We start from the raw sequence: 21,471 nt of genomic DNA, 5'->3' as shown, positions 1-21,471 counted from the left end.
ACGACGGGATGTGTGTCAGAAACTCAGGTCGAGCGCCTTCACGGCAGCGACATCGTCCGCCGAGCCTTCGTACACGACTTCCACCTGGTCCCGACCGAACGCATAGAGAAGCAGTTCGGAGGGCTCCCCCACCACCGTCACACCCGGGCCCGAGCCACCCTTGAAGGTGGCCTGACGGCCGTCCGGAGTGCGAACATGCACCGGAACCGGTGCCGAGCGGTGCCCTGCTCGTCCGATCAACCGCACCTGGGGCCACAGTCGGGACTCGACCGCGCTGGGCAGAACCCGTCGGGTCCACTTTCCTTCCGCGCGGCGCAGATCCTCGTGATGCACGAACATCTCACCGAGGTTGATCAGCGGATCCAGCAGGGCGAACGGCGACCACATCGGCGGCCCGGTCCGAACGTCCTCGACCACCGTCGCGAACGGTCGATTCGCAACGGAACGCTGGACCCGCTCCGTGTATCCGGACAACGGACCGAGAAAGATACCCGGCGACGCATCGAGCCGCCGTTCGCGAACGACGAGGTGCGCGGCCAGATCGGCAGCAGTCCAGTAACCGCACAGCGTCGGCGCGTCGGGACCGACGTCGATAAGAGTACGAACAAGCTGGGAACGTTCATCCTGGGCAAGGCTCACGCGCTCCAGGCTACGGCCAGACGGAACCAGCGGCATCCTGCCGCGGGATCCCATCCTTCGTCTGGGTAACCTCCCAACAGTGCCGGTATCGGAAATTCTCGTCATCCTGCTCGCCGGCCTCGGGGCCGGCGCGATCAACGCCGTCGTCGGTTCGGGCACGTTGATCACGTTCCCCACCCTGGTCGCGTTCGGCTATCCCCCGGTGGTCGCCACGATGTCCAACGCCATCGGGCTGGTGGCCGGAAGCGTCTCGGGCACGTGGGGGTATCGCCGAGAACTTCGCGGGCAATGGCATCGGCTGCGCTGGCAGCTTCCTGCCTCTTTCTTCGGCGCACTCGGCGGTGCCTGGCTGCTGCTGCATCTGCCCGAAAAAGTGTTCGCCTCGGTTGTTCCGGTGTTGCTCATCGGGGCGTTGATTCTCGTTGTCGCACAACCGAAGATCCAGGCCTGGGCCAAACGTCGGTCCGAGGCGGCCGGTAAGGCGGCCGGCCACATCGGTCGCGGCCGAATGGCGCTGGTCACCGTAGGCACTCTGCTGGTCGGCATCTACGGCGGCTATTTCACTGCAGCACAAGGAATCCTGCTCATCGGAGTGATGGGCGCGCTGCTCCCCGAAACGATGCAGCGCATGAACGCTGCCAAGAACTTGCTCTCGCTGGTGGTGAATATCGTTGCAGCAGCTGCTTTCACGATTTTTCGCTTCGACGACATCAGCTGGCAGGCCGCCGGTCTGATCGCGGTCGGCTCCCTCATCGGCGGAGCTGTGGGAGCACGCTACGGCCGCCGGCTGTCGCCGGCGGCCCTGCGCGGTGCCATCGTCGTCCTCGGCCTCATCGGCCTCTGGCGACTGCTCGTCTGAACTCTAGGACTGCGGTTGCGGCTTGACCGCGATGATCGTCGGAACGATCATCGGCTTACGCCGGTACTTGTCCGCTACCCACCGGCCCACGACGCGGCGAACAGCCTGAGCGATCCGATGGGTGTCGGACACTCCGTCCGATGCCAGCCGCTGCAGCTCGGCCTCCACCAGCTGGCCGGCCTCCTTGAGGGCCGCCGGGTCGTCGGAGAAGCCGCGGCCGGACACCTCGGGTGCAGTCACTGCGCGGCCGGTGGCCGAATCGACGGCAACGCTGATCGCGATGAAGCCGCCCTCGCCGAGCACCAAACGATCCGACAACGTCGAATCTCCGACATCACCGACCGACAAGCCGTCCACGTAGACGTGACCGACCGGGACCTGCCCGACGATCTCGGCGAGCCCGTCGACCATGTCGACCACCACGCCGTCCTCGGCGAGCACAATCCGGTCCTCGGCCACACCGGTGGCCTTTGCCAGCGCCGCGTTGGCCCGCAGGTGACGCCACTCGCCGTGTACCGGCATGGCGTTGGTCGGCCGCACTGCGTTGTAGAGGTACAGCAATTCGCCTGCCGATGCGTGACCGGAGACGTGCACCTTCGCGTTCTGCTGCGTCACGACGGTCGCGCCACGCTTCGCGAGGCCGTTGACCACTGCGAACACGGAGTTCTCGTTGCCCGGAATCAGTGACGACGCCAATACGACGAGATCGTTGGCCTTGACGTTGATCTGGCGGTGCTCGCCGCGAGCCATGCGCGAGAGCGCCGACAGCGGTTCGCCCTGCGAGCCGGTGGAGATGAGCACCAACCGGTCGTCCGGGAGCGTCGCGGCGGTATCGACATTGACCTCGAGGCCGTCGGGTACCCGCAGGTAGCCCAGATCCTGGGCGATCTGCATGTTGCGCACCATGGAACGCCCGACGAACGCCACCCGGCGGTTGTACCGCTCGGCCACGTCGATGACCTGCTGGATGCGGTGCACGTGACTGGCGAACGACGCGACGATGACGCGCTGCTTCGCCTTGCCGATGACGGTGTCGAGCACTCCGCCGATTTCCCGTTCCGGGGTGACGAATCCGGGCACCTCGGCATTGGTGGAGTCGACCAGAAACAGGTCGACGCCCTCGTCACCGAGTCGTGAGAAACCGGCCAGGTCGGTCAGGCGACCGTCGAGGGGTAGCTGGTCGAGCTTGATGTCTCCCGTGTGCAGTACGAGGCCGGCATCGGTCCTGATGGCGATGGCCAGAGCGTCGGGGATCGAGTGATTCACCGCGAAGTACTCACAGTCGAACGGGCCGTGCTGCGTGTGCTGGCCCTCGATCACCTCGACGAGGTTCGGCCGCAGCCGGTGCTCACGGCACTTGGCCGCGACCAGCGCGAGGGTGAACTTCGATCCGACGACGGGCAGGTCGGGACGCAGCCGAAGCAAGAACGGGACTGCGCCGATGTGGTCCTCGTGACCGTGAGTCAGTACCACCGCCTCGACGTCGGCCATGCGGTTCTCGATGTGCCTGAAGTCGGGCAGGATCAGGTCGACGCCCGGCTGCTGGTCCTCGGGGAACAGGACGCCACAGTCGATGATCAGCATCTTGCCCTGATGCTCGAAGACGGTCATGTTGCGACCGATTTCACCGATTCCGCCGAGCGCGACCACTCGTAGGCCCTTGAACGGAGCCTTCGGCGGTGTGCCGAGACGCTCGGTCGGGTCGAACTCGCGACGCTTGTCGGGACGCTGCGTCCGAGCGGAATTCTGCACCATCGGCTTGCCCTGGCGGGCACCCGAAGGTTGGCCCTGCTTGGCAGCGGGACGCTCGGACGGCGGTCCGGCGTTTCGGGTTGCGCGTCCGCGCGATCTGTTAGGTCGTGTCATACAAGAACTCCTGCCGCCCGCAGCTCGGCTGCGAGCAATTCGATGTGATCGATGCTCGGTGGCACCTGGGGAAGTCGTGGTTCGCCGACATCGAGTCCGATGAGGCGCAGGCCTGCCTTCGATGCGCTGACGCCACCGAGGCGTGCCACCGAACGGATGACCGGGATGAGGCTGACGTTGATCGCTTGGGCGCGGGCGATGTCACCCATCATGAAAGCAGTGTGCAGTTCGCGCAGACGGGCCGGAACGAGGTGCCCGATGACACTGACGAACCCGGTGGCACCGACCGAGAGCCAGGGCAGGTTCAGCGGGTCGTCTCCGGAGTAGAACTGCAGACCGGTCGATGCGATCAGTTCGGCACCGGCGTTGAGATCGCCCTTGGCATCCTTGACGGCAAGGATGCGGGGGTGCTCGGCGAGCCGACGAAGCGTTTCGGTCTCGATGGGGACGACCGATCGAGGCGGAATGTCGTAGAGCATCACTGGCAGATCGGTGGCGTTGGCGACCGCAGTGAAGTGGGCGTAGAGGCCCGCTTGCGGTGGCCTGGAGTAGTACGGGGTGACCACGAGCAGGCCGTGCGCACCGGCGCGAGCGGCATCACGGGCCAGTTCGACACTGTGCGCGGTGTCGTTGCTTCCGGCTCCGGCGATGATCCGAGCCCGATGTCCGACGGCCGCGATCACGGCGCGCAACAGCTCGAGCTTCTCGTTCTCGGTGGTGGTGGGCGACTCACCCGTCGTCCCGGCCAGCACCAGCCCGTCGTTTCCCTGTTCGACGAGATGATGCGCGAGCCGAACGCCTGCGTCGATATCCAACTTACCGTCGGCCGTGAACGGGGTCACCATTGCGGTGAGCACCGTACCGAACACAGGCGCAACGGAAGGAGCGGCGTCACCGTAGGTCATGGCAGCAGATTACCCGGTGCTTTACCCACTCCCACGCAGCGGGACTCCCCGCTGACACCGGTGGTCCGCGCCGGTCCGTTCGAGACGCGAACGCGGTTGCTAGACCTCGGTGACGAAGGGGCTGCGTGCGACTTCCGTTCCGTCCGGCAGGGTCGTGATCTCGAAGTCGCCGAACACGTCGGGTGCCACGTCCACGAGCTTACGCAGACATTCGACGGCGACGCGGCGAATTTCGACGTCCGCGTGCTCCGAGGCCCGCATCGACACGAAATGCCGCCAAGCGCGATAGTTTCCACTCACCACCACACGCGTCTCGGTGGCGTTGGGCAGAACCGAACGTGCAGCCTGCCGTGCCTGCTTGCCCCGCAAGGCAGCGTTGGTGACGGACTCCAGCTTGCCGTCGAGGGCAGCGAGCAACTCGCTGTACGCCGCTCGACTCGCCTCCGTCGCCGATGCGAACAGGGCCTCGAGCTCGGGATCGCCCTCCACGGCCGGAGGAAGCACCACGTTGGCATCGTGCTCGGGCACGAAGCGCTGCGACAACTGCGAGTACGAGAAATGCCGATGCCGAATCAGCTCGTGCGTGCACGAGCGTGAGATCCCGGTGATGTAGAAGCTCACGCTCGCGTGCTCGAGCACCGACAGGTGTCCGACGTCGAGCAGATGCCGCAGGTACGAAGCATTGGTCGCAGTCCGTGGGTTCGGTTTCGACCAACTCTGATAACACGCTCTGCCTGCGAATTCCACCAGCGCCTGCCCACCGTCGGCGTCGGTCTCCCACGGGATGTCGGCGGGTGGGACGAACTCGGTACGGGCAACCAACTGCACGTTCAGCGCGACTGTTCGAGGCGCAGCTCGACCTCTTGTTTCTGACGACACCGCCCAACCCTAAACGGCGGCGACCACACCCTGCCTTGCACGACGTCACCACTGACGTCTCTACGACGTCGACATGACATCACCCCACACCTTGACTGACGTCGATTATGACGTCACACTGGCGTCATGGAACTGAGCCAGTACACCGACACTCTGCGCACCGATTTGATGGCCGCGGCGGCGTTGGGTGACGAGCACACCCGGCATACAGCCGAGGCCCTCGGGAAGACCGCGGAAGCGTCGGCGCGGTTGATGCTGCTGACAGCCCTGTCGGACTTCGCGGCCGAGGTGTCGAACGAACTGGACGATCGAACCGTGGTCGTCCGCCTGGACGGTGGACAGGCACATGCAGACGTTCGACGCAACGATGCGGAATCGCACCCCGACGGCGATCCGAAAGAGCCTGTGGCCGAAGAGTATCCGACCATGGACGACGTATCCGGCGAGGTGCGACGCGTCACGCTCCGACTCGTCGAGCAGATCAAGGAACGAGCCGAGGATGCCGCGAACAACAGCGGGGTGTCTTTGAACTCGTGGCTCTCCCAAGCCGTTCAGGGCGCGCTACGAGATCAGATGCGCAAGGACCGCGGCTGGAACAACTGAGCCTCTCCCCCAATTTTTTCTCTTCTCCTACTTCTTCTCTCTCCACTGTCGCTCGAACGGCAGCCGCCACGCATGGGGAGCGATGAGCTGATGGATGGCGTTGGGGCCCCACGACCCCGGTGAATACAGGCGAACCGGCGGCGGATCGGCCAACAGAGGTTCCGAGACCTGCCACAGTCGTTCGATACCCTCGGCAGTGGTGAAGAGCGTGTGGTCGCCGTACATGGCGTCGAGGATCAACCGCTCGTAGGCCTCGAGCACGTCGCCGGCGCGTTCGGTTTCGTGAGTGGCGAACTGCATGCTCAGCTTGTCCAAGCGCATCCCGGGCCCGGGCCGCTTGCCGTAGAACGACAGCGACACCTTGGATGCGTCCGCCAGGTCGAAGGTGAGGTGGTCGGGGCCTTGCGCTCCGACGCCCGAGCCTGCCGGGAACATGCTTTTCGGTGGCTCACGGAACGCGATGGAGATGATGCGCTGCCCCTCGGCGAGGCGCTTGCCGCTGCGCAAGTAGAAGGGCACACCGGCCCAGCGCCAGTTGTCTATCTCGCATTTGAGAGCGACGAACGTGTCGGTGTCGGAATCGGGGGCGACGCCTTCCTCCGAGCGGTAGCCCGTATATTGTCCGCGCACAACATTTTTCGGGTCCAGTGGGACCATCGATCGAAACACCTTGTTCTTCTCTTCACCGATCGCACGCGGTTCGAGTGCCGTCGGCGGTTCCATCGCCATGAACGCCAGTACCTGGAACAGGTGAGTGACGACCATGTCCTTGTACGCACCGGTGGACTCGTAGAACCCGGCCCGACCATCGAGGGCCAGTTTCTCCGGGATGTCGATCTGGACGCGATCGATGAAGTTGCGGTTCCAGATCGGCTCGAACAGTCCGTTGGCGAACCGGAAAGCCAGAATGTTCTGCGCCGGTTCCTTGCCGAGAAAATGATCGATTCGAAAGATCTGTTCTTCGTCGAACGTCTCGTGCACGCGAGCGTTCAGGTCGATTGCGCTCTGCAGATCGGTTCCGAACGGCTTTTCCATGATGATGCGCGATCGCTTGACCAGATCTGCAGAGGCGAGCGTATCCACCACTGCCAGTGCGGCTCTCGGCGGAACCGACAGGTAGTGCAACCGCCTGGCGTTGCCTCCGAGTTCGATCTCGGCCTCGGCGACCGCTGCACCCAGCGCCGCCGGCCCGGCTTTCTGCGAGACGTACGTCAGGCGCGACGCGAACTGTCGCCACTGTTCGTCGCCGACTTTACGGCTGGAGTACGCATTGATCGACTCGCGAGCGAGGGTGCGGAATTCGTCGGTGGACATTTCCTCGAGTGAGGTACCCACGACACGGATGTTCGGTGCCAGCTCGGACAACGCCAAGTGCATCATCCCGGAGAGCAATTTTCGTTTGGCCAGATCTCCCGTCGCCCCGAACAGGACGACGACCTGGGGTGGGAGTTCGGTGTCGGTGCCTGTCGGAAAAGTGGTCATGCTCGAAAATACTGACATCGATCCGGATCGACCGCACGCCGGATCACGTCATCGCAGCGCAGCGACCAGATCACCTCGGGTACCGACCACCACGCGTTCGAGTTCGAGCCACTCCGCCATCTCGTGCAGGACGTCTCGCAACCGGGGTGCGATGTCGCGTGCATCGCGGTCGCCTTCGACGTACGCCGCGATGACGTGCAGTTCCGAGCTCGCCCGTTCGGCCTTGAGATCGACGCGTGCCACGAGATGTCCGTCGAGCAGGAAGGGAAAGACGTAGTAGCCGTGAATTCGCTTGTGCTGCGGGGTGTATATCTCGATGCGGTAGTGGAAATCGAAGATTCTCTCCACGCGCGGCCGGTAGAAAATCATCGGATCGAACGGGCACAGCAGGGTTGCGACGGTGGCAGCCCTCGGCGTTCTGGCGTCACGGTGCAGGTAGGCCGGTGCGTTCCATCCTCGAACGGCCACCTGCTCGAGTACACCGTCGTCGACGAGGTCGGTGATGGCGGCCTTTGCCTGCCGATGCGAGAGGCGGAAATAATCTCGCAGGTCCGGCTCGGTGCCGATTCCCAGTGCCCGCGAAGACTTTTCGATCAGTGCACGCACTGCGTCGGGCTCGTCGATGTCGATCCCCAGAATATCGGCGGGGATCACCCGTTCGGTGAGCTCGTATCGGCGAACGAATCCCGACCTGGCCGGGACGGTGACCGTCCCGGCCGCGAACAGCTGTTCGCAGACGACCTTGACATCACTGCGATCCCACCACGGACCCTTGCGGCCAGGCCGCTCCACGCTGAGATGTTTCTCGATCTCCCCCGCGCTGGACGGTCCGACATGATCGATGACGGCGAGTACGTCCTCAGCCAGCGTCGGTTCGCGGTCGAGGATTCGCGCTGCACCGCCCCACCGGCCGTGTCGATACAGCTCCATCCGCCACCGCATCAACGGCCAATCCTCCACCGGCAGTAGAGCTGCTTCGTGGGCCCAGTACTCCACCAGAGACCGGGGACGGCGAACGGTGTCGGTCCACGCGGCCTCGTCGATCAAGGTCCGGTCGTATGGTCCGACCCGGCTGAACACCGGCGCGTAGTGCGCCCGCACGACAACCGAGACCGAATCGATCTGCAGCAGACCCGTCGTACGCACGGCCGACCGCACCGCCGCGCGGCCGGCCGGGCCGCTCCGGCTACGACGCGACGCCAGACCTTGTGCGGCCAATGCGGTGCGCCGCGCCATGGCCGCGCTCATCTCCTGCATGCGTCGACCTTGCCATGGCCCACCGACACAGATCAGCTCGAGAACAGATTCTTGGCCTTCAGGACCAGTTCGTAGAGTCCGTAGGCGAACGGTACGGACACCCAGAGCCACGCCACGGTCATGGCAACACGCATCTGTCCGTTGTTCATCGCTTTCCTCCTGTTGCGGACTCGTTCTCGTCGGCTCGAACGTCGTTCTCTCGGGTTTCGGGCTCGTGGAATTTCGATGCGACCGGCCGAATGGCCTCGTTGGCGAGGAACCCGACGACGAGCAGCCCGATCATCACGTAGAACGCCGGCAAGTAGCGACCGGTGGTGTTCGCCTCTCCCGCATCGGCGATGGCGTTCACGATCAACGGCCCGAGCACTCCGGCCACGGACCAGGCAGTGAGCAGTCGCCCGTGGATGGCACCCACTTGGTACGTGCCGAACAGATCCTTCAGATAAGCCGGAACGGTCGCGAACCCCGCACCGTAGAACGACAGGATGAGCAGGGCGGAGACCATGAACAGGACCTTGTTCGTGTTGGTGAACAGAGCGATGTACAGGTACAGGAGCGCGCCGACCCCGAGGTACAGACGATAGATGTTCTTACGCCCCACCACGTCCGAGACCGAGGACCAGACGAAGCGACCGATCATGTTGGTCAGAGACAGGAACGCCACGAAACCAGCGGCCGCGGCAGCCAACGACTCCGGGGACGTGGCGTCGGGAAAGAAGTCCTGGTAGATACCGGAGCCGCGTTCGAGGATGCCGATTCCGGCAGTGACGTTGAAGCACAACACCACCCACAGAAGCCAGAACTGGGGCGTCTTGACGGCGTTGGCCGCGGAGACGTTGTGGGTGGAGACCATCGCCGACGCCGCGGGAGGCGTCCAGCCCTTCGGCGTCCACCCCTCGGCCGGGACTCTGATGAGCACCACTCCCAGCGCCATGAACACTGCGTATCCGACACCCAGCGTGAGGAACGTCTTGGCGATCGAACCATCGGTGAAGCCGCCGAAGTTCACCATCAGCTGGCTGGTGAGCGGTGACGCGATGAGAGCACCGCCGCCGAATCCCATGATGGCGATCCCGGTAGCCATTCCGGGCCGGTCCGGGAACCACTTCATCAGAGTGGATACCGGCGAAATGTAGCCGATCCCGAGGCCGATGCCGCCGACGAAGCCGTAACCGAAGATCACCAGCCAGAATTGCCCCAGTGCCATCCCGAGAGCGGAGATCAGCAGACCGGAGACGAAGAACACGGTGGACACTGCCATTGCCCAACGGGGGCCGTTCTTTTCCACACGGGTGCCGAAGATTGCTGCAGACAGACCGAGCATGACAATGGCGAGCTGGAACGGTATGGCGGTGACTGTTCCGCTGAGCCCGAGCGCATCGGGCTGCGAGATGGCGTTCTTGAACACGCTCCACGCGTAAGCGGACCCGATGGCCAGATGGATGGACAGGGCGGCGGGCGGAATCAGCCATCGACTCCACTGGGGTGAAGCCACGATTGCGGCGCGGTCGAGTATGGGGAGGGTCATCGAAATCCCTACGAATCGGCGTCGGTTGAATTTTGAACTGGCTCTCGCAGTACAACACGAAAAAGTGTGAGCGCGCTGACACCCAGCACAATTTCTTCGCAGCGCTCACCTTCCTCGTAAGTCTTCGCCGCGTATCCTCGCGCCAGTGGATATCGAACGTTGGCGGAGCAGACTGCCGGTGAAGCGCGCGTCCGACGGCGAGGTGATCGGGTGGACGGTTGCCCACGCCTCGAGCGAAAACGCTGGGCGCGACGACTACGACGACGACTACCTCGTCGACGCCGTCAACCCGGTGGGAATCACTGTTGCACAGGCTGTTCCTCTCGAGAACGCGATCGCCGCCCTGGAGGAACGCGGACTGGCGTCACTGTCGTTGCCGCACTGGACCAAAGCTCCGCTGCCGTTGCAGCCCGAGACCGATCTGCTGACGCCGCAGGACGATTGGCAGTGGCGTCGGGTGTTGATGACTCAGCTCGACGACAACCGCGTGTGGATCAGACCCGCGTATCCGAGTTGGCCGGAACGACTGCTCGAGATTCCGTTGTCGATCCCGGCCGACGATGTGCTGCGATCCCACTCCCCTGTCGAGTCGGACTGAGTCAGTAGCTTTTCAGTACGGACCTCAGCGTTTCGGCCAGCTGCGTCAACCCGGGTTCCTCCACGGGCAGGTGACCACACCCGTCGAGCATCACGACCTCGGTGTCTGCCCGGATACGTTGCAGGAATCGGATACTGACCTGCGGCGGCGTCCATCGGTCCTCGGCGGGATGGGTCAGCAAGACCGATGGGCCGTCGTACTTTTCGGGCCGGGTGTGCGCGTAACCGAAGAAGTCGGCGAGAAAGCCGACGGGTACCCGCACCCCTCCACCCTTGGGGTCGCCGGCGCACAGGTTCGACAGTTCGAGATTCAGACTCATGTTCGCCATGTCGGCCATCCACCTGACGGGGACACGAACCCGACCGGCCACCGACGACACCGCCCGCAGCAGCTGAGGTGCGGGTCCGCCGAGAATCTCGAACCGTGCCGCCGCCCGTCGGGCGATCGGATCGGCGGGGTCGAGCAGACACGTCGCGATTACCCTGTCCACCAACTTCGTTCGGTGTGCGACCTCGTACGCGAGCATGCCGCCCATGCTTGCACCGAACAGAATCAACGGGCGGTCGTCGATTGCCTTCTCCGCGACGACGAGGTCGCAGAGAAGATCGATCCAGTCTCCGTAACGCACTGCCGATGGATCAGGGACGACGGTGTCTCCGTACAAGGGCAGGTCGGGACACAGCAGCTCGAATCCCTCACGGGCTGCAATCGCGGCGTACGGCCACAGCAGACCCGAGTAGCCGCCCGCTCCGTGCAGGGCCATCACCCGGACCTTCGACTCGGGCCTGACCGCGCGCGCTACATGAACAGTCGTCTCGCGCCACGTCCAGTAGGTCGACTCCGGCGGATGAACCGTCGCGGATCGGCGGTACTCGGCCGGCAGGAACCGCGCGTAATCGACGTTTTTCACGCGGTTATGGTAGCCGTCAGTCGGACAGACCGGCCGCGATCGTCCCGCCGAGTTCGTAGCATCGCTCCCGCGACTGTCTGCCGCTATCGACAAGGTGGGCGGTCTCGGCAACCTTGTCCAATCCCCAACCCGCCGCGATGCTTTCGATTGCCCGTCCGGCACCGGCGGTATCACTGTTTCCGTACACCCATGAACCGTAGGGCTTTCCGGACACCGCATCGAGGCTCGGGTAGTAGACGGTGTCGAAGAAGTGCTTCAATGCGCCACTCATGTATCCGAAATTCGCCGGTGTTCCGAAGAGAAAGCCATCGGCGGCAAGCACATCGGGAACCGTCGCGCCGAGCGCGGGCACACTGCGCAACTCCACACCGCTGATCTCCGGGTCACGGGCACCCGCGAGGACCGATTCGAGCAGTTCCCGCATCGGCGGGCTCGGTGTGTGATGAACGACCAGCAGAGTGCGCGCCATGTCCGTCAGCTCTCGGCACGTTCCAGAGCCACAGCGCGTTTCATCGTCTCGCGAGCCCGCCCGCGATCACCCGCGTAGTCGTAGGCGCGCGCCAACCGGTACGAATTTCGCCAGTTGTCGGGGTCCTTTTCCCATTCGGCCTTGACCTGCTGAAAGAGTTCGTCGGCCGAGTCTCGTTCGATGCGCCCCGACGGCCTCCTCGGCAGATCGTCGACGTCGAGTTCGAGACCTTCTTCCCGGATACGCGACGCGAGCCGCTGATGGTCGAATCCTGCTTTGAGCGTCGCCCACACGATCCACAGCCCGACGATCGGCAGCAGGATGACCCCGATCCCCAGGGCGATACTGGCTACCCCACCGTTCTGGATCAGAGTCACTCCGCGCTGGCCGAGCAGAAAGAAGTAGAAGCCGAGGATCAGCACCATCACCGCGATGATGGCGACGACTTTGGTCGCTTTGTTCACCGTCGATCAGCTCACAGATCCAGCAGCGGGTCGAGGCCGACGGTCAGCCCCGGTCGGGCAGCGATCTCTCGGACTCCGAGCAGTACACCGGGCGCGAAGGACGTCCGGTCCAGCGAGTCGTGTCGGATGCTCAGCGTCTCGCCCTGTGTCCCCAGCAGAACCTCTTGATGCGCAACGAGTCCCGCCAATCGGATCGAGTGCACGCGTACGCCGTCCACGTCGGCTCCGCGAGCGCCGTCGAGCTCCGTCGTCGTCGCGTCGGGACTCTTCGGAGTGCCCGCGGCCGCCCGCGCTTCGGCGATCAGCGCGGCGGTACGGTATGCGGTCCCCGAAGGCGCATCGGCCTTGTTCGGGTGGTGCAGCTCGATCACCTCGACAGAATCGAAGAATCGGGCGGCTTGCTGAGCGAAGCGCATGGACAGCACGGCTCCGATGGCGAAGTTCGGTGCAATCAGCACACCCGTCTGCGGTGATCCGGCGAGCCACTCACGAACCTGCTCGAGCCGCTGCTCGTCGAATCCGGTCGTGCCGACGACGGCATGAATGCCGTGCTCGATCAAGAACTGCAAGTTGTCCATCACCACATCGGGATGGGTGAAGTCCACGACCACCTGTGCACCGCTGTCGACGAAGTTCGCCAGCGGATCGCCCTGGTCGACGGTTGCCACGAGCTCCAGATCGCCGGCTGCGTCGACTGCGGCACAGATCGCCTGACCGACCTTGCCGCGGGACCCCAGTACCCCTACTCGAACAGGTGCCGTTGCACTCACGTCGTTCCCACACTCGTTTCGTCGTCGTCTTGTCGTCCTACCGAAGACCGAGCCTACTTCCAGGCTCCCGAGACCGGCAGTTACGGTCGGTCGGTGAAGTCCAGCGTTCTGTTCGCCGACCGCGTCGATCTCGTCCGCGGCGGCCGCTATCTGCTCAGCGATGCGACCGTGCGGGTCGACGAGGGCGAGCACTGGGTGTTGCTCGGTGCCAACGGTGCCGGTAAGAGCACCCTGCTCAGCTTGCTGGGAGCCGTAGTCCATCCCACTCGGGGCGCGGTGCACGTACTGGGCCACCGGCTCGGCCGGGTGGACATGCGCGAATTACGCATGCACATCGGACACGTCGACCCTCGTCTGAGGATCGAGGCCCCGCTGACTCTGCTCCAGGTAGTCCTGACGGGACTGACCAACACTCCCGATCTGATCCCGAGGTGGTCGGCCACCGAGGACCAGGTCGCGCGCGCCCATCGGCTCGTCGAGTCGTTGGGGGTCGCCCACCGCGTGGACGCGTCGTGGCACACCTTGTCGCAGGGCGAGCGAGGCCGGGCACTGATCGCTCGCGCTCTCCTGCCCGATCCGGCGCTGCTGCTACTCGACGAACCCGCCACCGGCCTCGATCTCGCTGCCCGGGAGCAACTCCTGACGGCGCTGGACTCGCTACGCGCCGAACATCCCGGGCTCGCCAGCATCCTGGTCACCCACCATCTCGAAGAGATCCCCACCTCGACCACCCACGCGTTGCTGATCCGCGACGGTCGGGTGCACGCTCAGGGTCCTGTCGACGCGGTGCTGACCACGGACAACATCAGCACGTGTTTCGACCATCCGATCGACATCTCTCGCCGACGCGGACGGTGGGTGGCCACCGCAGCCCACCGCTGACGCTCAGTCGAAGACGATGACCTGACGGATGGCGTTGCCGTCGGCCAATTCGTCCATGCCCCGGTTGATCTCGTCCAACGTGATGCGCGAGGAGATCAGCTTTTCGACGGGCAGACGCCCCTCGCGCCACATCTGGGCGTACGTCGGAATGTCGCGCGCCGGGACGGCCGAGCCGAGGTAACTACCGATGATCGTGCGCGCCTCGGCTACCAGACCGAGAGGTGAGATCGACGAACGGGCGTCGGGAGCAGGCAGGCCGACGGTGATCGTCTTTCCGCCGGGAGCCGTTGCCGCGACTGCAGTCTCGAATGCACGGGCGTTGCCCGCTGCCTCGATGACGATGTCCGCCTTGATCCCCTTCTCTGCGAGGTCCGCAGGCGAATAAACCTGTGTTGCACCCAGATCGGTGGCGGCGACGAGCTTGTCGGGGACGCCGTCGACACCGATGACCTCACCCGCACCGATCGATACCGCGGTCAGTACGGCCGCCATGCCCACTCCGCCGAGGCCGACCACCATCACCGACTGCCCCGGCCTCGGAGTTCCGGCGTTGAGGACAGCGCCGCCGCCGGTGAGCACTGCACAACCGAGGACCGCTGCGATGTCGGCTGGGATGTCGTCGTCGACCGGTACCACCGACTTTCTACTGACCACTGCGTGTGTGGCGAAGCCGGAGACTCCGAGGTGATGCTTGATCTCGGCACCGTCTCGATGCAATTTGATGTCTCCGCCGAGCAACGTGCCTGCATTGTTCGACGCGCTTCCCACGACGCAGGGCATCTGGCCGTCGGTGGCGCACCCCGCGCAGTCACCGCAGCGCGGTAGGAACGTCATGACCACACGGGTTCCCACGGTGATGTCGTCGACGCCCGGGCCCACTTCCTCGACGCGTCCCGCGGCCTCGTGGCCCAGCAGCATCGGGACCGGACGAACGCGGTTGCCGTCGACCACCGACAGATCCGAGTGGCACAGTCCGGCAGCTTCGATCCGGACGAGCAGTTCCCCGTCGCCCGGCGAGCCCAGTTCGAGATCGGAAACGGTGATGGGATGCGAGTCCGCGAAGGGACGAGATCGGCCGATTTCTTCGAGTACAGCGCCGCGAATCTTCATCCCGCCAGACTATGCGGCTGCGCCGCATGTGCGTGGAACTTCGTAGCCCACTACGAAGTTCCACTCACATGGGCCGCAGGCCCTCACAGCGGCAAGCGGGGCCTGAGCAGGTGCGCAACCAGCGCCGTCCAGCCGGTTTGGTGTGTCGCTCCGAGTCCCTCGCCGGTGTCGCCGTCGAAGTATTCGTTGAAGGTCGGGTGCTCACTCCACAGTGGATCCGAACTCGACTCGATCCGCCGACCGTCGGCAGGCCGCTTGCCGTCGACCGGACGGAACAGTCCGGCCAGGCCGTTGTCGATCAAGTCTGCGGCATCGGTCAGAGTGCGGTGATTACCCGAGCCGGTGGGGATTTCGATGGTGAACGAGTCGCCGTAGTAGCGCCCGTAGGCGCGCAGCTTGTCCGCCAACAGCACGTTGACCGGGAACCACACCGGCCCTCGCCAATTGGAGTTGCCCCCGAACATTCCGGTGCGCGACTCCCCCGGCTCGTACTCGATGGACAGGCTACGACCGTCGACGTCGAACGTGACCGGCTCGCGATACGAGGCCGACAACGAGCGAATACCGAACTGCGACAGGAACTCTTCCGAGTCGAACATGCGGGAGAGAATCCGCTTGAGACGTTCGGGCTGCACGAGGGTGAGCAGAAGGCGCACCTCGTTGCCTTCTCGACGCGCCAGCAGCGGTGAGACCATTTCCGGCCGACGGTGCTGGACCCACCGCAGCCGCGCCGCGAGGTCCGGGCACTCCGCTTCGACCCAGGGCGGGATTTCCGTGGCCCCGAGAATGGGAAGCAGACCGACCATGGATCGCACTCGCATCGGTACCGCGTCGCCCTCGGGTTGGACGAGGACGTCGTAGAAGAAACCGTCCTCCTCGTGCCACAGCGAGATGTGCTGCGAACCGAACGAGTTGACAGCCTTTGCGATCGAAAGGAAATGCGAGAAGAACTTGGTCGCGACGTCGTCCCAGGCGCTGTCGTGTCGCGCGAGCTCGAGTGCGATCTTGAACATCTGCTGGCAGTAGAACGCCATCCAACTCGTGGCGTCGGACTGTTCCAGACGGAAACCGGGAGGCAGCGGAGCGGAGCGATTGAACAATCCGATGTTGTCCATGCCGAGGAAACCGCCCTCGAAGATGTTCGACCCCTCGGAATCCTTGCGATTGACCCACCACGCGAAGTTGAGCAGCAACTTGGTGAACACCCGGACCAGGAACTCGCGATCCCGATAGCCGTCGATCCGATAGACGTGCCAGGCCGCCCACGCGTGCACCGGAGGGTTGACGTCGCCGAACTCCCATTCGTAGGCCGGCAGTTGGCCGTTGGGGTGCATGGCCCATTCCCGGCACATCAGGACCAATTGCTCCTTCGCGAAGTCCGGGTCCACATGTGCGAGAGGAATAGCGTGAAAGGCCAAGTCCCAGGCGGCGAACCACGGATATTCCCACTCGTCGGGCATCGAGATCACATCGGCCAGTGCGAGGTGGCGCCAATGGGCGTTACGGCCCCCGGGGTCCTGTCGCGACTGCGGAGCCGGGGCACCTACGTTGTCGCCCTCGACCCATTGCTCGACGTCGTAGCGGTAGAGCTGCTTGGTCCACAACAGCCCCGCATATGCCCGCCGCGCCACGTGCCGATCGGCATCGGTGAGGTCCGCACCGATGACTGCGCCGTAGAACTCGTCCGCCTCCGCACGACGGTCACCGGTGACCGCGTCGAACCCCGCACCGAACGTCTGCTCGTCCGGCCGATGGGGCGACAAACGCAGTCGTACCGATTCGGTTGCGCCCGGGGCGATGTCGTCGAATCGATACCAGAATGCTGCCTTCGTTCCGGTCTGATCCGGGTTCACCGCGCCCAGTTCGCCGCCCACTACGCGTCGACCGATGCCGTCCTTGGGGTACTTCGACAGGTTGTCCTGGCCCCACAAGGACTCGGCATTGGTTTCGTTGTCGCAGAACAACATTGCCGGTGATCCTTCGGCACTGAGGTAATACCGACCGAGGAAACCGTGATCGGCGGAGACGGCCTCGAGACCGCCGGCCAGAAGTTCCGGTCGGGTCAGCTGGGTGAGCGATCCGCCACGATCGTCGCGCCCCCACGACCAGGTGTTGCGCAGCCACAGTTGCGGCAGCAGATCCACCGATGCTGCCTCGGGTCCGTGATTGGTGATGGAGATCGTGATGCAGATGTCGTCGGGCGACGCTTTCGCATACGTGACCTGAACGTCGAAGAAGCGGTTCTCGTCCAGAATCCCGGTATCGGCCAATTCGTATTCGCGGTCGTCTCGGCCGCGTCCGGCACTCTCCTCGCGCAGGTGCGCGTACGGGTACTCCGCATGCGGGTAGCGGTAGAGCCATTGCATCCAGCTGTGCGTCGGAGTGCCGTCGATCGCCCAGAAGTACTCCTTGACGTCCTCGCCGTGATTACCCTCCTCGTTGGCCAACCCGAAGAGTCGTTCCTTCAGAATCGGATCCTTTCGATTCCACAGCGCGAACGCAAAATTCAGGAAACCGAACCGATCGCAGATTCCGCCGATTCCGTCCTCACCCCAGCGGTAGGCACGCTTGTGTGCCTGATCGAAGGGGAACGACGCCCACGCGTTTCCGTCCTCGGAGTAGTCCTCGCGCACCGTGCCCCATTGCCGTCCCGCCAGATACGGGCCCCACTGACGCCACGGCCCACTGACCCCAGGAGATTCCGCCAACCGGTTGTGTTCGACGGTGGACGGGGTGGGAACGCTCACGGGATTGGTGGTCACGGCACACAGTCTGGTGCTTCCCGGTCAGCGATGCACGCCGACATTGGCGGCGAGGTACCCCACTCGGCGTTGCACCGCGGCGATCTCTCGGATGCCGTCGGTGAGCAGACTGCGCTCGAGAGGTGACAGATCGGCCATGATCAGCACATCGCCAGGGCGATGGCCTGCCGTCATCTGATCGATCTGGTGCGACAGGCGCAGCCGCTGAAGCAGCGCGAACACCTCGGTCAACGTGGTGACGTCCCGCTCGGAGAGCATCCCGTTACCCGACGCGGCCGCCAGACGCGCCGGTGTAGAGGCCGAGGCCATTCCGACCGACAGTCCACCCCACCGAGCGAGATTGACGATGGGAGTCAACGCATGGGCCTTGAGGTCGAACGTACCGCCGCGCCGAGCCAGCACGTCTCGCAGCGAACGAAGCCTGGCCCGTCCGGCGAGGGCGTCCCGAAGTTGCAGCCGCAGGGCATCGGGGTTGTCCACCAGCAGTCTGCGATAGGCCTCGGGAACGGTGTTCAACTCCCGCGGGCCCCACACCACCCTGCCGTCGATCATCAGAGAGGACATGATCAGCCCGGAGTCCCCCGCCGGATTGCCACGTTCTCCGAAGGGGTTGCTGAGCCAGTGGGCCGCTGCTCGTTCCCACTGTCCTGCAGACCGTGCGAATCGCGGCGAACTCGCCAGTGCGCCATTGCTGTCCGACGGGAGCCCCGCACCGTCCAGGCCGGCATGTACCCGTCCGGCCAGATCCATCAAGGCTTCGTCGCGGGTTCTCGGAACCGAACTCGGATCCCCGCGCCCGCGGGGATCCGCAGTTGCGTCTGCCCACGTCAGCGCGCTGTCGACGTCGGAAGACGGCATGGCCTCGCGACGTGCCACACTCCCGAGAGTGATCCACGCGAAGTGGTTGCGCGGGACCTCCGGCTGCGCCGACCACTCGATGTCGACGGCCCGGCGCACGAGGCTGTCGACGACGACGGAGAGAATCGCGCTGATCGCCACGGCATCGGTTCCACCTCGAAACAGATCCACCGCCAAGCGGGGCACGAGCTTTCCCGCCTCGGCGAGTTCAGTAGGAGTCGATGCCGCTGCCACGGCTCGTCGAACCACGAAGCTGCGACGCGTGGACGCGGCGTGCAGGTCGGAATCCTCGACGACGCCCAGGACCTCACCGCGACTCGACACCACCGGCATGTGCCGAAGGCCCAGTTCCAGCATGTCCATCAGCACGGTGCCGGCCAGGCGGTCTGCGGTCACAGTTTCGACGGGAGCCGTCATCACCTTCTCGATCGGAGTGTCGACACCGATCCCGGCCGCCACCACACGAATTCGAAGGTCGCGATCGGTGAAGATACCGTGACGCGCGCCCCGGAGTGGAACCAGTACGTACGAGCTGCCCTGCTCGGTCATGCGCCGGACGGCGTCTCGAACCGTCGTTCCGACGGGTGTGAATACCGCGGGTGCAGAAACCAATTCACCTACCGTCCGGCCGGCACTACCTTCCGTCGGCCGACGGTAGGCAGAGGAAGAGTTGACGGCGTCCGCCAGGAACGCCAGGCCGGTGGGTGTAGCGAACAGCGGTGTGATCAGCGCACCGGGCAGCTGAACTACGACACTGGGTTCGATTGCCCGCGCACAGGACTCGACGGTTCCACTCGAGAGCAGTGACATGAATCCGAAGACCCCGCCCGGACCTACGGTGTCGATCGGCACCTCGGCGGGAGAAGCGCCCTCCGGGTGCACAATCACCACCCGGCCGGACCGCACTACCCACACAGTGTCGGCTGTATCGGCAACAGGTGTTGCATTCGGTCCCACAACCCATGCCCCAGAGCCATATTCGCGCTCGACGGCCGCGTCGGCGATGTCGGTCAGTACTGCGGGTGACGCGCCCTGGAACGGTGGGTGTGCGCCCAGAAAGTCAGCGAGCTCCGATCTATCCGCCACGGATCAGGTCGGCGCATTTCTCCGCCATGGTCATGACCGTGATGTTCGGATTGACGTACGGCAGCTTCGGCATCGCCGACGCGTCGACCACGCGCAATCGCGAGATACCCTTGACTCGCAGCTCTGGGTCGAGCACCGCGAGCGCGTCGTTCACCGAACCCATCCGCGCGGTGCCGGCAGGGTGATACACCGTGTTGTGCGTTTTGTGCACGTAGTCGAGCAGATCATCGTCTGTGACGGCATCGGGCCCGGGTGCGAGTTCGCGTTCGATCCAGTCCGCGAGTGGACCGTCTGCGGCAATCGTACGAGCGAGCTTCAGACCGGCGAGCATCACCGCGTCGTCGTGACCGTCGGGGTCGGTGAAGTACCGAGGGTCCACTTTTGCTCGATCGCGAAAGTCCCTGCTGCGCAGTCGAACTGTTCCGCGCGATCGCCCCTGCGTGACGTTGGGAGTCAAGCAGAATCCATTGTCGGTCGTCGGGTAACCCCACCGAAGAGTGTTCATGTCGAATGGCACGCTGCCGTAGTGCATCATGATGTCCGGGTAGTTCAACGACGAGTCGGTCTGCGCGAACACACCGATTTCCCACCACTGCGAGGACGTGGTGACCATGGGCTTGCTCGCTTCCCAGAACACCAGCCCTTCGACATGGTCGTCGAGGTTCTCGCCGACGCCGGGCGAGTCGACTCGCACGGTGATCCCCATCTCGCGCAGCTGGGCTGCCGGTCCGATTCCGGAGAGCATCAACAGCTTCGGTGTGTCGATCGCCCCGGCGGTGACGATCACCTCGCGACGCGCGGACACCGTGTCGTAGCCGGTCAGGTCGGGGCGTTGGTACCGCACACCCGTCGCGGTCAATGACTCGTCGATCAGAATCTCGCTGATCCAGCAGTCGGTCCGTACTTCCAGATTCGGCCGCGACCCGATGATCGGGTGCAGGTAGGCATGCGACGTCGACATTCGTGAGCCGTCTTCGCCGGCATTGATCTGGAACCAACCCGCACCGTTCAACACGGGCGTTCCGCGGTTGAACTCGACGGTGGGGAGCCCAGCTCGCGACGCCGACTCGAGCACTGCCGCGCCGCACGGATCGTTCGGGGGTACATCACGAATGCGCACCGGTCCGGCCTGTCCACGGCCGGTGTCGTTGTTCTCCACCCGAGCAACGAGCGGAAGGATGCTCGACGCGTTCCATCCGGTCGCACCCGCTGCTGCCCAGTCGTCGAGAGTTTCGGCGGGTGGGTGGAAGGCGATGCACGAGTTGTGCGACGAGCACCCCCCGAGAACTTTCGCACGAGCGTGACGCATGAAGCTGTTGCCGCGTTCCTGCGGTTCGACGGGGTAGTCCCAGTCGTATCCGGAATCGAGCAGGTGCATCCACTCGGTCAGTTCGAGAATTGCTTTGTCGCCGACGTCGGTGGGACCTGCCTCGACGAGGCAGACGCTGACAGAAGGATCCTCGCTCAGCCGCGCGGCCAGGACGCACCCCGCCGTGCCACCTCCCGCGACGACGTAATCGAACTGGGTGTCTGTCACTGCACGC

Annotated in this window: 19 protein-coding genes; 4 read left to right on the top strand and 15 right to left on the bottom strand. The window is 64.5% G+C overall.

What is annotated here, in order from left to right:
- Positions 1-15: 15 nt before the first annotated feature.
- Positions 16-639: a TIGR03085 family metal-binding protein gene (locus E4P29_RS09760; RefSeq protein WP_167735431.1), complete on the bottom strand. Its 624-nt coding sequence runs from the start codon at positions 637-639 to the stop codon at positions 16-18.
- A 79-nt stretch (positions 640-718) separates the two neighbouring features.
- Between E4P29_RS09760 and E4P29_RS09755 the strand changes: the two genes are divergently transcribed.
- Positions 719-1,498 (top strand): sulfite exporter TauE/SafE family protein, encoded by a 780-nt coding sequence (locus E4P29_RS09755; RefSeq protein WP_135044120.1) that lies wholly within the window; start codon positions 719-721, stop codon positions 1,496-1,498.
- Between the two features lie 3 nt (positions 1,499-1,501).
- Here E4P29_RS09755 and E4P29_RS09750 read toward each other — a convergent pair whose 3' ends face one another.
- The 3 genes from E4P29_RS09750 to thyX all read right to left on the bottom strand — a co-directional run bounded on the left by E4P29_RS09750 (position 1,502) and on the right by thyX (position 5,148).
- Complete coding sequence (locus tag E4P29_RS09750; protein WP_167735430.1) at positions 1,502-3,364, bottom strand: ribonuclease J; 1,863 nt, start codon at positions 3,362-3,364, stop codon at positions 1,502-1,504.
- Positions 3,361-4,269: a 4-hydroxy-tetrahydrodipicolinate synthase gene (dapA, locus tag E4P29_RS09745; RefSeq protein WP_027496818.1), complete on the bottom strand. Its 909-nt coding sequence runs from the start codon at positions 4,267-4,269 to the stop codon at positions 3,361-3,363. The genes E4P29_RS09750 and dapA overlap by 4 nt, the downstream gene beginning before the upstream one ends.
- Before the next feature lie 99 nt (positions 4,270-4,368).
- Entirely contained in the window at positions 4,369-5,148 is a 780-nt protein-coding gene (gene thyX / locus E4P29_RS09740; protein ID WP_135044118.1) for an FAD-dependent thymidylate synthase, read from the bottom strand.
- A gap of 126 nt (positions 5,149-5,274) precedes the next feature.
- Between thyX and E4P29_RS09735 the strand changes: the two genes are divergently transcribed.
- Positions 5,275-5,751, top strand: coding sequence for a hypothetical protein (locus tag E4P29_RS09735; protein WP_135044116.1), 477 nt, complete (start codon positions 5,275-5,277; stop codon positions 5,749-5,751).
- Positions 5,752-5,778: 27 nt separating this feature from the next.
- Here the strand turns inward: E4P29_RS09735 and zwf are convergent, their stop codons facing one another.
- The 3 genes from zwf to E4P29_RS09720 form a co-directional block, all read right to left on the bottom strand.
- Entirely contained in the window at positions 5,779-7,233 is a 1,455-nt protein-coding gene (zwf, locus tag E4P29_RS09730) for a glucose-6-phosphate dehydrogenase (protein WP_135044114.1), read from the bottom strand.
- A gap of 48 nt (positions 7,234-7,281) precedes the next feature.
- Complete coding sequence (locus tag E4P29_RS09725) at positions 7,282-8,490, bottom strand: crosslink repair DNA glycosylase YcaQ family protein (RefSeq protein WP_135044112.1); 1,209 nt, start codon at positions 8,488-8,490, stop codon at positions 7,282-7,284.
- A gap of 145 nt (positions 8,491-8,635) precedes the next feature.
- Entirely contained in the window at positions 8,636-10,018 is a 1,383-nt protein-coding gene (locus tag E4P29_RS09720) for an OFA family MFS transporter (protein WP_135044110.1), read from the bottom strand.
- Between the two features lie 145 nt (positions 10,019-10,163).
- On the opposite strand from E4P29_RS09720, the gene E4P29_RS09715 reads away from it, so the two are divergent.
- Positions 10,164-10,616 (top strand): hypothetical protein, encoded by a 453-nt coding sequence (locus tag E4P29_RS09715; RefSeq protein WP_245154238.1) that lies wholly within the window; start codon positions 10,164-10,166, stop codon positions 10,614-10,616.
- 1 nt (position 10,617) lies between these two features.
- Here the strand turns inward: E4P29_RS09715 and E4P29_RS09710 are convergent, their stop codons facing one another.
- From E4P29_RS09710 to dapB, 4 genes are read right to left on the bottom strand one after another with little or no spacing between them, the layout of a single operon-like run.
- Complete coding sequence (locus E4P29_RS09710) at positions 10,618-11,526, bottom strand: alpha/beta hydrolase (protein WP_135044106.1); 909 nt, start codon at positions 11,524-11,526, stop codon at positions 10,618-10,620.
- Positions 11,527-11,542: 16 nt separating this feature from the next.
- Complete coding sequence (locus E4P29_RS09705; protein ID WP_135044104.1) at positions 11,543-11,995, bottom strand: NAD(P)H-dependent oxidoreductase; 453 nt, start codon at positions 11,993-11,995, stop codon at positions 11,543-11,545.
- A 5-nt stretch (positions 11,996-12,000) separates the two neighbouring features.
- A complete protein-coding gene (locus tag E4P29_RS09700; RefSeq protein WP_209205361.1) occupies positions 12,001-12,420 on the bottom strand; it encodes a hypothetical protein in 420 nt (139 codons plus the stop codon).
- A gap of 50 nt (positions 12,421-12,470) precedes the next feature.
- Complete coding sequence (gene dapB / locus E4P29_RS09695; protein ID WP_135044100.1) at positions 12,471-13,229, bottom strand: 4-hydroxy-tetrahydrodipicolinate reductase; 759 nt, start codon at positions 13,227-13,229, stop codon at positions 12,471-12,473.
- Between the two features lie 93 nt (positions 13,230-13,322).
- Here dapB and E4P29_RS09690 point away from each other — a divergent pair, with 93 nt between their 5' ends.
- Entirely contained in the window at positions 13,323-14,111 is a 789-nt protein-coding gene (locus E4P29_RS09690; protein ID WP_135044098.1) for an ATP-binding cassette domain-containing protein, read from the top strand.
- A gap of 3 nt (positions 14,112-14,114) precedes the next feature.
- Here E4P29_RS09690 and E4P29_RS09685 read toward each other — a convergent pair whose 3' ends face one another.
- From E4P29_RS09685 to E4P29_RS09670, 4 genes are all read right to left on the bottom strand, one after another.
- A complete protein-coding gene (locus tag E4P29_RS09685) occupies positions 14,115-15,221 on the bottom strand; it encodes an alcohol dehydrogenase catalytic domain-containing protein (protein WP_135044096.1) in 1,107 nt (368 codons plus the stop codon).
- A gap of 83 nt (positions 15,222-15,304) precedes the next feature.
- Positions 15,305-17,983 carry a glucosidase gene (locus tag E4P29_RS09680; protein WP_245154237.1) on the bottom strand — a complete coding sequence of 893 codons (2,679 nt, stop codon included), beginning with the start codon at positions 17,981-17,983 and terminating at the stop codon, positions 15,305-15,307.
- Between the two features lie 24 nt (positions 17,984-18,007).
- Positions 18,008-19,927 (bottom strand): putative nucleotidyltransferase substrate binding domain-containing protein, encoded by a 1,920-nt coding sequence (locus E4P29_RS09675; protein ID WP_135044094.1) that lies wholly within the window; start codon positions 19,925-19,927, stop codon positions 18,008-18,010.
- Positions 19,917-21,464: a GMC family oxidoreductase N-terminal domain-containing protein gene (locus tag E4P29_RS09670; protein WP_135044092.1), complete on the bottom strand. Its 1,548-nt coding sequence runs from the start codon at positions 21,462-21,464 to the stop codon at positions 19,917-19,919. The genes E4P29_RS09675 and E4P29_RS09670 overlap by 11 nt, the downstream gene beginning before the upstream one ends.
- Positions 21,465-21,471: the final 7 nt, after the last annotated feature.

Source organism: Rhodococcus sp. 1R11, from assembly GCF_004563845.1.
GTDB lineage: Bacteria > Actinomycetota > Actinomycetes > Mycobacteriales > Mycobacteriaceae > Rhodococcoides.
This window is presented reverse-complemented; position numbering and strand designations above follow the sequence as displayed.

What these genes read in the sequence shown, in the direction of transcription:
- E4P29_RS09750 (WP_167735430.1), bottom strand. Translation starts at nt 3,364, where the DNA reads ATGACACGACCTAACAGATCGCGCGGACGCGCAACCCGAAACGCCGGA.
- dapA (WP_027496818.1), bottom strand. Translation starts at nt 4,269, where the DNA reads ATGACCTACGGTGACGCCGCTCCTTCCGTTGCGCCTGTGTTCGGTACG.
- E4P29_RS09735 (WP_135044116.1), top strand. Translation starts at nt 5,275, where the DNA reads ATGGAACTGAGCCAGTACACCGACACTCTGCGCACCGATTTGATGGCC.
- zwf (WP_135044114.1), bottom strand. Translation starts at nt 7,233, where the DNA reads ATGACCACTTTTCCGACAGGCACCGACACCGAACTCCCACCCCAGGTC.
- E4P29_RS09725 (WP_135044112.1), bottom strand. Translation starts at nt 8,490, where the DNA reads ATGCAGGAGATGAGCGCGGCCATGGCGCGGCGCACCGCATTGGCCGCA.
- E4P29_RS09720 (WP_135044110.1), bottom strand. Translation starts at nt 10,018, where the DNA reads ATGACCCTCCCCATACTCGACCGCGCCGCAATCGTGGCTTCACCCCAG.
- E4P29_RS09705 (WP_135044104.1), bottom strand. Translation starts at nt 11,995, where the DNA reads ATGGCGCGCACTCTGCTGGTCGTTCATCACACACCGAGCCCGCCGATG.
- E4P29_RS09700 (WP_209205361.1), bottom strand. Translation starts at nt 12,420, where the DNA reads ATGGTGCTGATCCTCGGCTTCTACTTCTTTCTGCTCGGCCAGCGCGGA.
- E4P29_RS09685 (WP_135044096.1), bottom strand. Translation starts at nt 15,221, where the DNA reads ATGAAGATTCGCGGCGCTGTACTCGAAGAAATCGGCCGATCTCGTCCC.